General features: G+C 61.1%; 10 protein-coding genes, 1 tRNA gene and 1 pseudogene. 5 read left to right on the top strand and 7 right to left on the bottom strand.

Features of this window, described 5'->3' with window-relative positions; all coding sequences use genetic code 11:
* Positions 1-468 precede the first annotated feature (468 nt).
* The 4 genes and pseudogenes from RQ865_RS09090 to RQ865_RS09075 all read right to left on the bottom strand — a co-directional run bounded on the left by RQ865_RS09090 (position 469) and on the right by RQ865_RS09075 (position 3,273).
* On the bottom strand, positions 469-1,050 hold the full coding sequence (locus RQ865_RS09090) for a hypothetical protein (RefSeq protein ID WP_311478987.1): 582 nt from the start codon (positions 1,048-1,050) through the stop codon (positions 469-471).
* Positions 1,051-1,089: 39 nt separating this feature from the next.
* Positions 1,090-1,932: a hypothetical protein gene (locus RQ865_RS09085; RefSeq protein WP_311478986.1), complete on the bottom strand. Its 843-nt coding sequence runs from the start codon at positions 1,930-1,932 to the stop codon at positions 1,090-1,092.
* Positions 1,933-2,083: 151 nt separating this feature from the next.
* A pseudogene (locus RQ865_RS09080) lies at positions 2,084-3,045 on the bottom strand (IS481 family transposase).
* Positions 3,046-3,196: 151 nt separating this feature from the next.
* A tRNA-Pro gene (locus tag RQ865_RS09075) sits at positions 3,197-3,273 on the bottom strand.
* A gap of 100 nt (positions 3,274-3,373) precedes the next feature.
* Between RQ865_RS09075 and RQ865_RS09070 the strand changes: the two genes are divergently transcribed.
* From RQ865_RS09070 to RQ865_RS09055, 4 genes are all read left to right on the top strand, one after another.
* The gene (locus RQ865_RS09070; RefSeq protein ID WP_311478985.1) at positions 3,374-4,159 is read left to right on the top strand and encodes an SDR family NAD(P)-dependent oxidoreductase; all 786 of its coding nucleotides are present in this window, start codon (positions 3,374-3,376) and stop codon (positions 4,157-4,159) included.
* Between the two features lie 354 nt (positions 4,160-4,513).
* A complete protein-coding gene (locus RQ865_RS09065; RefSeq protein ID WP_311478984.1) occupies positions 4,514-6,436 on the top strand; it encodes a DEAD/DEAH box helicase in 1,923 nt (640 codons plus the stop codon).
* A gap of 137 nt (positions 6,437-6,573) precedes the next feature.
* Complete coding sequence (locus tag RQ865_RS09060) at positions 6,574-7,830, top strand: amidohydrolase (protein ID WP_311478983.1); 1,257 nt, start codon at positions 6,574-6,576, stop codon at positions 7,828-7,830.
* A 7-nt stretch (positions 7,831-7,837) separates the two neighbouring features.
* The gene (locus RQ865_RS09055) at positions 7,838-9,472 is read left to right on the top strand and encodes an MFS transporter (protein WP_311478982.1); all 1,635 of its coding nucleotides are present in this window, start codon (positions 7,838-7,840) and stop codon (positions 9,470-9,472) included.
* Positions 9,473-9,566: 94 nt separating this feature from the next.
* Here the strand turns inward: RQ865_RS09055 and RQ865_RS09050 are convergent, their stop codons facing one another.
* Positions 9,567-10,442 (bottom strand): HAD family hydrolase, encoded by an 876-nt coding sequence (locus tag RQ865_RS09050; RefSeq protein WP_311478981.1) that lies wholly within the window; start codon positions 10,440-10,442, stop codon positions 9,567-9,569.
* Between the two features lie 49 nt (positions 10,443-10,491).
* Here RQ865_RS09050 and RQ865_RS09045 point away from each other — a divergent pair, with 49 nt between their 5' ends.
* Positions 10,492-11,028, top strand: a complete 537-nt coding sequence (locus RQ865_RS09045; protein ID WP_311478980.1) for a histidine phosphatase family protein — start codon at positions 10,492-10,494, stop codon at positions 11,026-11,028.
* A gap of 331 nt (positions 11,029-11,359) precedes the next feature.
* Here RQ865_RS09045 and RQ865_RS09040 read toward each other — a convergent pair whose 3' ends face one another.
* Positions 11,360-12,676: a M1 family metallopeptidase gene (locus tag RQ865_RS09040; RefSeq protein ID WP_311478978.1), complete on the bottom strand. Its 1,317-nt coding sequence runs from the start codon at positions 12,674-12,676 to the stop codon at positions 11,360-11,362.
* 32 nt (positions 12,677-12,708) lie between these two features.
* Complete coding sequence (locus tag RQ865_RS09035; protein WP_311478976.1) at positions 12,709-13,863, bottom strand: hypothetical protein; 1,155 nt, start codon at positions 13,861-13,863, stop codon at positions 12,709-12,711.
* Positions 13,864-13,909 lie beyond the last annotated feature (46 nt).

Here is a 13,909-nt window from a genome sequence, read left to right as displayed (position 1 = left end):
CGGGCGACAGGACGACTCTCAGAACCACCGGACCTACGAAACGGGGTCAGCCCAACACCACGCTAGCAACCGGAAACCACGAAGCCCTGGTGAGAGTAATCACTCCACCAGGGCTTTTGGTCGGGATGACAGGATTTGAACCTGCGACCCCTTGACCCCCGGGTAGGCGGTTTAGCCCAGCTCATTGGTTCTCCAGGTGTCTCTACACCGTAGACAGCCCCATTTCACGTCTTGATTTGCATGCACCAGATCCCAGCCAAGCTCCTGCTATTGGTTGACCCCTACACCTTCGGCAGGGTTTATAAAACATCGCCGGGGCCCGCGTATTGGGCAGATGCGCTCATAGAGCATGAGTCGCGACAATCACAACCACGAACACTAGAGACTAGCAATCCTTGTCCGAAACCTCACACTAATCATGCGGCAAGATGCGAGTACTCTCCGCCTCAATCTCCCACCTACCACCAACTATTCTTCATCGTCCTCATCAACATTCATCACGTTCTCCTTTACGATCGCGCCAGCGACCTGCATGAATATTTTCACTACATCGTAGAGCTCGCACAGCGCATACCACCAAAGCCAAAAAGCGAGCCAAACTAAGAGATAGTGCAACCAGGCATCAGAAAACGCCACCCCAGGCGGAATCACTTTGAACCCCGTTCCGAAAGCTATAGCCATAAAAGAAACCAAGACCAAGGCGATCTGGATTATTGCCGACCAGGCGAAGGCGAAAAGCAAGTTCTGAAAAGAGGAGTATCTGGCCCCTTGAGGGATGATTTTCGACCATCTGCGAACACGTTCATCACCAGGAACAGCTAACGCGATACCGGTTCCAGCAATCGCAGCTCCACAACTCAGCGCAGCGTAGAGGAGTGCATATTCCGCGAGCTCCTCAATATACAGATCGCCAAGCGGAATACACGGCGCTATGAGAGTCGTAATGCATGCTAAAAACAGAGAGACCCACAGCGCGCGATCCCTCAGGAGTTGTGCACGCCTTCCCCAGACTTCTCCACTCCAGAACCCCAACGTCCGCTCATTTCCCACACCCCACCTCCTCGGTTTTGCAATGAGCAACGGAAGTGTCTAAGCAGTTGCTCCTCCATCTTCTGTGATGATTTCCATAGAAAGCTCCATGATCGCGTCGAGTTCCTCATCCGCGGTAGCTCCTCGCTCAACCGGAATTTGAACCTTCCTTGCATATCTCTTAAGGTTGATCGTCTTCTGCCCCGCTCCACCAGGAGCTTGGCCGACAACGATCACGTTTTTTAATGACGAAATCATTATACGAGCAAGACCCAAAATGTCCGGAACAATACCCGTCCGCTTTGAAAGCCCCTCACCTCTTGGTGCGACGAGCTCAACGCGAGCACTTGCTGCGCTGGACTCTTCAGCATACCTATGAATCTCATTACTATCGTCCGACCAATCCAAGTTGGGTTGGTTAACGGCAACGGTTACCTTCTTGACTACCTCAAGTTCTCGGACTGCCCTATCGAACTCCTCGGACGTGACTTGATTGAGGTCAATCACCAGCCCGTCATAACCGGCGTCTCGTCCAAGAGCCTGCAGGTATCGTTCGATGATTGCAGTAGAGACGCCTGGCCGTTTACGTTCAATCGCAACTAGGCGCGAAGTCGTGTTGAGAATCGCCCAGACTGCGACCGCAAAAACACCTTCATTTCGCTCGACGGACTCTTCAGAGCCAGTCCGTTCGTTATAGAACACCGGCACCTGATCCTCACTACCAGAAATGAACCTCAGCGCCGTGACATCGTCGCTGATACTTCTGGCCCGCGTCACTGCGACAACCTGCCCGAGCACAACCTTTCGGCTCTCGCGCGTGGAAGCAAGTTCTGCGACCAGATCGAAAAACTCTTGGTAATCAATTACTCCAGAAGCATCTCGTCCGTGAATCGAGTAAGCCACGACGCTTCTCATCTGGGTACGCTTTCTAGCCAAGTGAGCTCCAATCAGTTTGCCCCCGCGGGGCGACACATCAACAGCGACATACAGGGCACTGCTCGGATGCAAAAGCACCCGGTAAAACTCACTGTAGTTGACAGCATCGATGATTCATCTAGCTGTAGTTCCTCGTGAGGTTGTGAACACGGTCTGCGGGGACTTGGCCGCCGATACCGGTGTGGGGTCGTGATGATTGTAGTGATGCAGCCACGCCGTGTAGGTCGCGTTTCTGGCTTCGTCCGTGTCATAGGCACGCTCATAAGCCCATTCCGCTAGCAGGGTGCGGTTAAAGCGTTCGACCTTGCCGTTGGTTTGTGGCCGGTAAGGACGGGTGTAGGAATGTTTGACTCCCTGCAGTGCCGTGTTGAACAGCGCTGACCGGTAGCACGACCCGTTATCGGTGAGCACCCGCCGCACCTCAATGCCCTGGCGCTGGAACCAAGCACAAGCACGGCGCCAGAACCCGGCCGCAGTGACAGCGCATTCGTCTTCGAGGATTTCGGAGTACACCAGCCGAGAGTGGTCATCGACTGCGTGGTGGAGGTAGGCGTAGCCGCGGCCGTGTTTGTTGTTGTTCCGGTTTCCGATGCCCCGTCCATGGACCCGGTGACCGCCACCGTTCGGGATACGACCGAGTTTTTTGGTGTCGAGGTGGACAAGGCCCCCGGGCTGGGGGTGTTCATAACGGGCGGGTTTTGGGACACGCACGGGCAGACCGGTTGCGTGGTCGGTGTGTGCCAGTAGCGGCATCCGGTAACGGTGCAGCACGCGTTCGACGGTGGAGCGAGACAGGTGGAGGTGAAACGCGATGCGGTGCGGGCCCCAGCGGCGGGTGAAACGTAGCGCGATGATGCGGCGTTCGGTGCGTTGTGGGGTTCGGGTCGGGGTGTGTTGTGGCCTGCTGGAGCGGTCGGTGAGAGGTTCGCCGGCAAGGTAACGGCGCACCCATTTCGAGGCGGTTGCTGGTGCGACTTGGAAACGTTCCGCGGCGCGGCGGATTGTCCAGCCCTGGTCAATGATCAGGGATACCAGGCGGGCTCTTCCAACAGGGGTGAGTGGGGCGTTAGCGTGGGACATTGAAGACCTCCGGTGGATGGTGAGTGTGGTAACCCACATCCTGCCGGAGGTCTTCACCTATCTACGAACCGTTCACAACGTCCATAGGAACTACAATTAGCAACCGGAAACCACGAAGCCCTGGTGAGAGCAATCACCCCACCAGGGCTTTTGGTCGGGATGACAGGATTTGAACCTGCGACCCCTTGACCCCCAGTCAAGTGCGCTACCAAGCTGCGCCACATCCCGTTGGCCGATCTGCATCGGGCAACTCCGACAGCTTAGCGCATTTTGTGGCGCTGCGCGCCAACCCGACACGCCCCGCCGCAGCGGCCCGTAGACTCCCCACATGAGCACCAACGACTCTCCCGTCGCGATCGTCACCGGGGCCGGAGCCGCCGACGGCATCGGGTTCGCCGCAGCCCGGCAGCTGGTCGAATCCGGCTTTCGCGTCATGGTTGCCGCGACCACCGACCGCATCCGCGAGCGGGCCGCCGAACTCGCCCAAATTCATCCCGATGCATCCGCCAGCTTCATCGGCGACCTCACCAGCGAAACCACCGCCACCGACCTCATCTCGCAGGCCGTCGCAGAGTTCGGGCGCATAGACGCGCTCGTGAACAACGCCGGCATGACCTCACAGCACGACCCACTCAGCGATCACGAAGCCGCCACACTGCTCGATCTCGACCGCACCGGATGGGAACACTCGCTCACCCGCAACCTCACCACCGCATTCCTCGTCACCCGCGCGGCACTCCCGTATTTGCTACGCTCACCACACGCGCGCGTCGTGAACGTCGCCTCAGTGTCGGGGCCGGTGCTCGCATTCCGCGGCGATGTTGGCTACCACGCTGCAAAATCAGGGCTCGTCGGTTTCACCCGCGCACTCGCCGCCGAAGGACTCACCGCAAACGCCGTGGCCCCGGGGTGGATTCACACCGGATCGGCCACTGCCGAAGAAATTGAGCTCGGCCAACAGGTGCCGATGCGTCGCTCGGGCACACCCGACGAGGTAGCTGCCGCGATCGCGTTTCTCGCCTCGCCCGCAGCTTCATACATCACCGGGCAGGTGATCGTTGTTGACGGTGGCAACTCGATTCAAGAAGATCGCGCGCTGCTTTCACTCTCGTAGCGGCTGCGCTAGGCTTGCAAGGTTGATGCGCCGGGCGAGCAATCCACGTCGCCTGTGTGAACTCGCATCAGTTCCGCTGCCACCGGACCGGTGGCACTAGTGCAGCTCAGCCCCGACAGTCACTCTCGAGACCGAGCTCCTCAACGAGGCGCGCAGCAGACCCACAGACCAACCGTGTGGTGGCCTGCTGCCACCAAAACTCAATACCGGGCCCTCAGGGGCCGGATGCGTCCGCGACGAAAGTGCTTGACCGTGCCGGTGATCGTCCCATTCGCATCCCGATGATCACCAGCGCAACAACCGTTGCCGTAACCGCTATGCCCACGGACACAGCACAGAAAGGTCGCTTCCGCGATGACGCAGTCAACACAGCCCAACAACCCCGAGGCCGAGAACGCCCAGAACGAACCCACGTTCAGCGAACTCGGGCTCAGCGAACCCGTGCTCAACGCAATCGCAAGCATCGGCTTCGAACACCCCAGCCCCATCCAGGCCGCCACCATCCCCACCCTGCTGGAGGGGCGCGATGTGGTCGGGCTCGCCCAAACCGGCACTGGCAAGACCGCAGCGTTCGCGCTACCGATCCTCAGCCGTATCCAGCCCGGTGCCTCGGTGCCGCAGGCGCTCGTACTCTCACCCACCCGCGAACTTGCGATCCAGGTAGCCGAAGCCTTCGAAAGTTTTGCCACCGAAATGCCCGATCTGCGCCTGCTACCGGTTTACGGTGGCCAGTCGTACGGAGTGCAGTTGTCGGCACTGCGCCGCGGTGTTGACATCGTGGTAGGCACGCCCGGCCGTGTTATCGACCACCTGCGGCGCGGCACCCTCGATCTCACCGAGCTGAAATATCTCGTGCTCGACGAGGCCGATGAGATGCTCAAGATGGGCTTTGCCGAAGACGTCGAGACGATCCTCGCCGACACCCCCGATTCGAAACAGGTGGCGCTGTTCTCAGCCACCATGCCGAAGCAGATTCGCCGCATCGCCGAGCAATACCTCACCGATGCCGCCGAAATCACCGTCAAATCGCAGACGCAAACTTCAGCGAATGTCACCCAGCGCTACCTCGTCATCGCGCACCAGCGCAAAGTGGATGCCCTCACCCGCATCCTCGAGGTTGAAGAGTTCGACGGCATGATCGTGTTCGTGCGCACCAAGAGCGAAACCGAACAGCTCGCCGAGCGGCTGCGCGCCCGCGGCCTGGCTGCCGCCGCCATTAACGGTGATCTCGCCCAGGCGGCCCGTGAACGCATCATCGACGACCTCAAGGGCAGCAAGGTGGATGTGCTCGTGGCAACCGATGTGGCAGCCCGCGGCCTCGACGTCGACCGTCTCAGCCACGTCGTCAACTTCGACATCCCCACCGACCCAGAATCGTATGTGCACCGCATCGGCCGCACCGGCCGCGCCGGCCGCAAGGGCACCGCGATCAGTTTTGTAACTCCTCGTGAGCGTCGACTGCTGAGCATCATCGAACGCAATACTCGCCAGCCGGTGGAGCAGCTGCAGCTGCCCACCGCCGCCGACATCAACGAGTCGCGACTGAGCCGCTTCGACGACGCAATTACCGCGGCGCTCGAACAGACCGACCGTATCGAGGCCTTTCGCGACATCATCGACCACTATGTGCGTCACCACGACGTTCCGAGCGATGATGTGGCGGCAGCACTGGCGGTTGTCGCCCAGGGAGACACTCCCCTGCTGCTCGACCCAGAAGAAGACGATCTCGCCAACTTCAACAAGCCTCGCCGCGAGCGCGACCACCACGACCGCGCTCCCAAACGTGAGGGGCTCGTGCAGTACCGCATCGAGGTGGGCCGTCGCGACCGCGTCCAACCGGGGTGGATTGTGGGTGCGATTGCGAACGAGGGCGGTATTAGCCGCGACGATATCGGCCATATTCGCATCATGCAGTACTTCTCGCTGGTTGAGCTGCCAGCAGATCTCGACCCTGCAATCATTGCCCGCCTGCAAGACACTGAGGTGGCGCACCGCCCCCTCGAGTTGAAGCTCGATGATGGCCCGCGCCGCGATGGCGACCGCCGTGGTTTCCGCGACGGCGACCGCAGCTCACGTGTCCGACGCGACTGGGATGGGCACCGCAGCGACCGTGATGGACAGCACCGGGGTGGCTACCGGGATGACCGCCGCGGCGGGAAACGAGACGGGCAGCACCGCGGTTACCGTGACAACCGTCGCCGTGACGATCGCGGCCACGGTGGCGGGCGCGAATTTGGCGGACGCGGGAACTGGAATCGCAAACGCCGCGAATACTAATGCAATACCCAGCGTGAATACACCCCGCGCTGATACACCAGCAAAACCCTCTCGACCTCGAGATAATCTGGGCGCGACCAGCGATTTTTCGAACTAGAGACTCTTGCCGAAGATTCACCAGTTTGAAAGAATTGAACGTGCATGAAGCAATCTTCATCGCAGCCAAGAATCGAGGCAATATGTCAATCGAAACCGTTCTCAACAAGATCAACGATATCGAGGATTGGCAGGAGGAGCTCTACATTGAGCTCCACCAGAATCCTGAACTGTCAATGCAGGAAACCGAAACTGCCGCCACCATCACCAAGCGTCTTCAGCAGTTCGGCTACGAGGTCGAGCAAATCGGCGGCGGCGTAGTTGGTGTACTGCGCAACGGCGAGGGCCCGACGGTGCTCTACCGCGCCGATATCGACGCGCTGCCGGTGAAGGAGGCCACCGGCTTGCCCTACGCGTCGACCAAAACGATGATCGACCGCCAGGGCAACGAGGTGCCCGTGATGCACGCCTGCGGCCACGACCTGCACATTGTCGCCGGCCTCGGCGCCGCTGCCCTGCTCGCCGACTCGTGCGACGAATGGTCGGGCACCTACATCGCGCTCTTCCAGCCCGCCGAAGAAACCGCCGAGGGCGCCCGCTCGATGGTCAATGATGGCCTGGTCGACCGCATCCCCAAGCCCGATGTGGCGCTCAGCCAGCACGTGCTCACCAAGCCCGAAGCGGGCAAGGTGGGCACCACCGCCGGCCCCGTTTTGTCGACTGCCGCTAGCATGCGCATCACCGTCTACGGCAAGGGCTCACACGGGTCGATGCCACACCTGGGCATCGACCCGATCGTGCTCGCGTCTTCAATTGTGCTGCGCCTGCAGCCGATCATCTCGCGCGAGGTGAACCCGTTCGAGATGGCGGTGGTCACTGTCGGCAGCATCCACTCGGGCACCAAGGCGAACATCATCCCCGCCGAGGCCGAGCTGCAGCTGAACATCCGCGCCTATAGCGAACAGGTGCGCGACCAGATCATCGCCGCCATCAAACGCGTCGTCAACGCCGAGTGCGAAGCATCCAACGCCACCGCCCCGGCGAAGATCGAGGTGTTCGACGAATACCCGCTAACTAACAACGACCCCGAGGTGAACGAGCGGGTAACCGCCGCGATGATCAAGTACCTCGGCGCCGACCGCGTAGAGAAGCTCGATCCAGTCACCGCTTCGGAAGACTTCAGCATCGTGCCCACCGCCTTCGGTGTGCCCTACACCTACTGGGGCTTCGGTGGCTTCACTCCCGACCAGCAGGTGTTCCCCAACCACAACCCCGCATTCGGTCCGGCCATGCAGCCCACGCTGCGCACCGGCACCGAGGCCGCAACCGTCGCTGTCCTCTCCTACCTCGCAAAGTGAGGCACTCATGACAACCGCAACCGTTCAAGAGAAATCCGGTTACCAGGGCACCGAGAAACTGCTCTGGGGTATCGTCCTCGCGGTGGTGACCTTCTGGCTGTTCGCCGGCTCGGCCGCCACCGTCGCCCCCGAGATCGACAAGAGCATTAACGCCGGCGGCCAGATGTTCGTCGACCCCGCCGCGCTCAACCTGGCCGTGTCGATCACCGGTCTAATGTCGGGTCTATTCATCGTATTTGCCGGTGGTCTTGCCGACCGCGTCGGCCGCGTGAAGATCACCCTGATCGGTATCGTCCTCAACATCGTCGGCTCGCTGCTGCTCGTGTTCGCCGCCGGTGGGCTCGCGCTGCCACTGCTGCTGGTGGGCCGTTCGCTACAGGGTCTGGCTGCCGCCTGCATCATGCCCGCCTCAATGGCGCTGGTAAAGGAGTACTGGGAGGGCCCCGCGCGTCAGCGTGCCGTGTCGATGTGGTCGATCGGTTCGTGGGGTGGTTCGGGGCTGGCCGCTATCTTCGGTGGCACCATGGTCCGTTTCGTCGGCTGGCAGGGTATCTTCATCGCCTCGGCCGCGATTGCTGCCGTCGCCTTCCTGATGATTCTCGGCACCCCCGAAAGCAAGGTCGCCGTCGACCCGAACAAGCCGCGCAAGGCCTTCGACTTCGTCGGCCTAATCCTGTTCGTGATCGGCACGCTGGCGATGATGATCGTGCTGCTGTTTGGTTCGGCCCTCGGCTGGGCCAGCCTCACGGTGATCCTGCTCGCGGTGGTTGCCATCGTCGCCTACGTGGCGTTCGCGTTCTGGGAGCGCCGCAAGTCGAACCCGTTCATCGACTTCGCGCTGTTCAAGAACTCCACCTTCACCGGTGCGACGATCTCGAACTTCCTGGTGAACGGCACCATCGGTATGCTCATTATTAGCCAGCAGGTCATCCAGATGGCCGGCTGTAAGGTCGAGGTCGCCCCCGGCGCCACCTGCCCCGACGGGCAAAACTGGACCGCCTTCGAAGCTGGTCTGCTCTCGCTCGGCTACGGCGTGGTGATCATCGCGTTCATCCGTGTGGGTGAGAAGCTGCTGCAGAAGTTCGGCCCCCGCAAGCCGATGCTCTGGGGCACCATGATCACCATCGTCGCCTGCTTGTTGCTGATGATGACCCACCTGCTGATCGGCCAGTACGTGATCCTCGCGATCATCGCCTACTGTCTGTTCGGTCTCGGCCTCGCGTTCTACGCCACTCCGTCGACGGATGCAGCCCTCTCGAACCTACCCTCCGACCAGGTGGGTGCCGGTTCGGGTATCTACAAGATGGCATCGTCGCTCGGCGGCGCCATCGGTACCGCCATCTCGCTCGCCGTTTACTACGGCCTGCGCGACACCACGGTGCCACACCTCGGTATCTCGTTCGAAGGTCGCACCGACAACGTGTCGATCCGTATGGCGGCACTGGTTGCCCTCGGCGTGAGCCTCGTGTTCCTGCTGCTGACTATCGTGTCGATCGTCACCACCATTCCGAAGCAGAATGGCCGCGTCGACCCGAAGCCGCAGCCCGAGCCAAACCAGCTCTCCGACGCGAACCTGATCGAGTGCCCCACCTGCGGTGGTGAGGGGTACATCCACAACCCCGAAGCACACGCCAAAGCGTAGCCGGTGCGGGTGCGATCACTCCCGGTCGCGCCCGCGCACCGCTCCCCTTGCCCTGCTAGTTCATTTGTCTAGCGAGTTCACTCTGGCGAGTTCGTTAGCCAGCGCCACGAGCGCGCGCCCACTGCCCACCGAGCAGGTGGTTCAGCACCTGCACAACCCCAGCCTCTTCGTTGGTCGGTGCCAGGAAGCGCGCGCTCGCAGCGATTTCTGGGTGGGCATTCGCCATCGCAAACGACCAACCGGCGGCTCCAATTAGCTCGCGGTCGTTGAGCCAGTCACCGAACGCCACGGTCTGGGCCGGTGTAATGCCCAGCTGCCGCTGTAGCTCCCGCAGCGCGGTACCCTTGTTCACCGCCGCGTCCATCAGATCAATCCAGTGCAGCGACGACACTACGACGCGCAGCTGCTGTTCGTGAGCGGCAAACAGTGGCGCCACTGCCTCGGCGCTTTCAAAGCTGTATACCGCGATCTTGAGCACCTCATCGTCGATCGTCGCCAGATCGTCAACCACTTCGTAGTCGATGTAGTAGCGCGCAACCTGCTCGATAAACGCGTCGTCGGTGCGTTCAATGTAGGCGGTGCGGTAACCGCACACCACCACCCCGAGATCGTGCCCGCTGGCAGCTTGGCGCGCGGAGGCGATCACCCCGGTGACCAGTGCCCGGTCGAGGCGGGTGGCGCCCACCACGTTGCCGGCGTGGGCAACCCAATTGCCGTTGTCGGCGATCACCGTTAATGGCCAGTCGAGGGCAGCGAAATGGTCGAGCAACGTGGCGTACTGACGTCCGCTGGCCGGCACTACCGCCACACCGAGTTCGTGCAGCTGTCGGGCCACCGGCCAGAACTCGTCGGGGATGCTGTAGTCGTTGCGCAGCAGCGTGCCATCCATATCGATTGCCACAAGTTTTGGCGCGAACCCGGCGGCGGTGAGCGCGGTCGGGGTGATCGTTTTCCAGGATGCAGCGGCCATGAGGCCATTGTCCCGCACTTCGTCAGCGGGCCCGGAATACCCTCGAACTATGGATGATCGGAATGTTCCCGGCGATGACCACCAGCACACGCTCGTTGTGATGCGGCACGCAAAGTCGGCGTGGCATACCGGCGCTGCCGACCACGCTCGTCCGCTGAACGAGCGCGGGCTGCGTGATGCCCCAGCGGCGGGCAGGGTGCTGTCGCAACTCGGAACACCGATTGACCGAGTGCTGTGTTCGAGCGCGTTGCGCACCCGACAAACATGGGAGGGAGCCGAACGCGGTGGTGCCGGCGCCACCGCGGTGACGTATCACGACGAGATTTATGAGTCGCATCCGGGTGAGATTCTGCACCTGGTGCAGAATCTCGATGACCGTGTCGGCTGCGCGCTTGTGGTGGGACACTACCCCGGTGTAGCGCTGCTCGTGCAGGGTCTTGCCGAAGGCAGCGATCATCCCGCTATGGGGCAGCTGGCAGAGAAGTATCCCACCAGCGCCATATCGGTGCTGCGGTTCACCGGCAGCTGGGCACAGCTTGAAGTTGGTGGTGCCGAGCTCATCGACTTCGTTAGTCCTCGCGGGTAGCTTGCCCTCGCGCACGCACCGCGATCCGCACGCCCGCGCGCAACCGCCGCATAGCAGCCCCTCAGATTTTTGTTTCCTGACTGCATCCCGGTACAGATTTTTGTTTCCTGACTGCATACCGAAACTGAAAATTGTTTCCTGACTGCATCCGGATGCAGAAATTTGTTTCCTGGCTGCAAAACAGGCTGTTTCGCCTCCATCCGACCCTAAATCCCCTGTTTTGCAGCCAAAATTCTGATTTCAGGAAACAAAAATCCGAAGCCAGGAAACAAAAATCCGCGGGCGCGCACCCACAGCGAGCAGCCCAGCAGCTACCCAGAGCACACGCTGACTACTGCAATACCGGCAGGGCCGGCAGTTCGGCGCGGAACAGCCATGCTGCAAAAAGTTCGTCTATTTCGTTCGCGCCAACACCGCCATAGCGGCGGCAGTGTTCGATGAACTGTTCGCTGGTGACAAGCCCGAAAGCGTTTTCCCGAACCCAGCCCCGCAGCAGATCAAAAAACACGGTGTCGCCAACCAGTGCGCGCAGCGCGTGCAGGGTGAGCGCGCCGCGCTTGTACACCCAGTCGTCAAACATGTGTGCCATACCGGGGCGCGCGAGTGTCGACCCCGCAGGCACCGGTTCGAGCGATGCGTAACGCTCGGCCGCTCGTTCTTGCGCGGTGGGGCTCTCGCACCAATTACGTTTGTGTTCTGACCACAGCCACTCGGAATAGCAGGCAAACCCCTCGTGCAGCCAGATATCGCGCAGCTGGCGCCCCGTAACGCAATTGCCAAACCATTGGTGTGACAGCTCGTGTGCCACGAGCCGCTCATTGCGCCAGGTGGGCGGGATGAAGTCGCGCCCGAACGAGCTGAGGCCCTGCGCTTCGAGCGGGATTTCCATCTCGTCGTCAATAATGACCGCGCGATACTCGGCAAACGGATACGGGCCGTAAAGCTCGCTGAAGAAGTCGACCATCTCGGCCTGATGCGCAAAAGCCGTCTCTGCCCCAACTCGAGCGTGTGGCGAGCACACGATCGACACCGGCACCGCGGCCTGTCGCAACTCTTCCCGATAGCGCCCGATTTGCACGGTCGCCAAATATGGCGACATCGGGCGATTCATTTCGTAGACCCAGCGCGTGTTGTCGCCAACATCGGCCCGTTCAACAAGTGAACCGTTGGCAACCACGTGGTATGCCGATGCGGTGGTGACCTGGATGCGATAGGTCGCTTTGTTCGCCGCATCGTTGTTACAGGGGAACCAGCTCGGTGCGCCCTGCGGCTGCGCACCCACCATTGCGCCGTCGGTAAGTTCTTCCCATCCGGCTGCGCCGTGCACGCCCGGAACCGGTCGGGGGTTTCCCGAGACCAGCATTTCGAGCATCAGCGAGTCACCGGCCTGCCGCTGGCCGATCTCTATCGACACTCGGGTGGGGTTGACGAGATGTTGTGCGGGCCGACCGTCAACCAGCACTTCGGTGGTGTGCAGGCCATGCAGGTCGATATCAATTTGGCTGGTGGGTTCGCTGACGGTGATGTGCAGCCGCGCCCGCTCATCTAACCGGTTGGTTGCAAGCCGGTACTGCAGTTCGAGGTCGTAGTGCGTGACGCGATAGCGCGTGTCGCCGTGGCCGGCCAGGTATGGATCGGGAGTGTGCATGAACGCTCCTGATGGGGTGCTGGTTAGTGCAGCTAGGGTTTCCGTTTGACGATGACGTTCATCGGTTCGGTAGTGACGTCTCCCACCGTGATGCTCACCCGGTAGCGACCGGGGGCAATGAGCCGCGAGCGGTGGTCATCAATCTTGATCGATCCCATGAACGATCCGTCGTACCCCACTGTGGCACCAGATTCGGGCGTGAATTCGAACACTCTGCCCGCGCGGGTGGCAGTCACTTTCACCTTTTCGCCAGGCACAAAACCGGTGGCTTCGATCGTGAGTTCATAACGACCGGTCACTTCGGTGCTGATCTGCTTCGAACCATCGGATGCGTTGGCGAGCAGCAGGTCGAGTCGTTCGGCGACAATACCTCGATAGTTGTAGTTGTAGTGGGTTGTGTCTGGCAGTTCGATGATTTCAGCACCGGAATAACCGCGCGATTGCCACTGCGCCACCGCTTTACGGCTCGCTTCGAGGGCCGACCAACCATTGGGGTCAGTGCCGTCAAGCAGACCCACAACGTAAACGTATGACATGTTTTCTCTGCCGGAGTCTGGGCGCGCGGGTTCATACGGGCCGGTGATCGCACCACCGCCACCGATGAAAGTGGCGGCGGTGTTGCGGGGCAGCCAGCCATTGCCACCTACAAGCAGATGGCGGGCCATGAACTCTGCCCCGCCCGAGTAGCCAACCAGCTGCACGTTCTGTGCTCCCGAAGCGGCGATGATCTCGCGCACCACTTCGGCGTATTCGTCGACTTCGCCACCCGGTGAGTCGTCCATGTAGTCCCACCAGCTGGTGCCGGTCACACGTTTCGGCCCGCCGAGCGGAACGTCTTCACCGTGCGGATGCTCAAGAAATACGAGATCCATCCCCCGCGCGGCGGCTTCCTCATTGATGCGCTGCACATGACCGTTGCCGACACCGGGCTCGTGAACGACTGATGCAGCAACGTGCGGGTAATGGAAGTTGGTGGTCTGATCACCATCGAAGTAGAAGACAGTTCCGTTGTCACCGTTTTCGAAATAGTGGTACTGCAGCATCCGGCCGTTTTCGCCGGTGTACTCGTTGAAGGTGCCTTCAACGAGGGTCGATTCGGGCTGCGCGGGGCCGCTGCCGATGAAACTTACCGGTAGGTGATCGCTCTCAGCGGCCGCTGCCATGGCAGTAACAGCGGGGGTCGCCAAAAGCGCCCCGACGCACAGGGCCGAAACAATTCGTCGTGTAGCTCGG

The sequence above is a fragment of the uncultured Gulosibacter sp. genome, assembly GCF_963509965.1.
GTDB lineage: Bacteria > Actinomycetota > Actinomycetes > Actinomycetales > Microbacteriaceae > Gulosibacter.
Note: the sequence above shows the minus strand (reverse complement) of the source record. Positions and strands in the feature narration are given on the sequence as shown.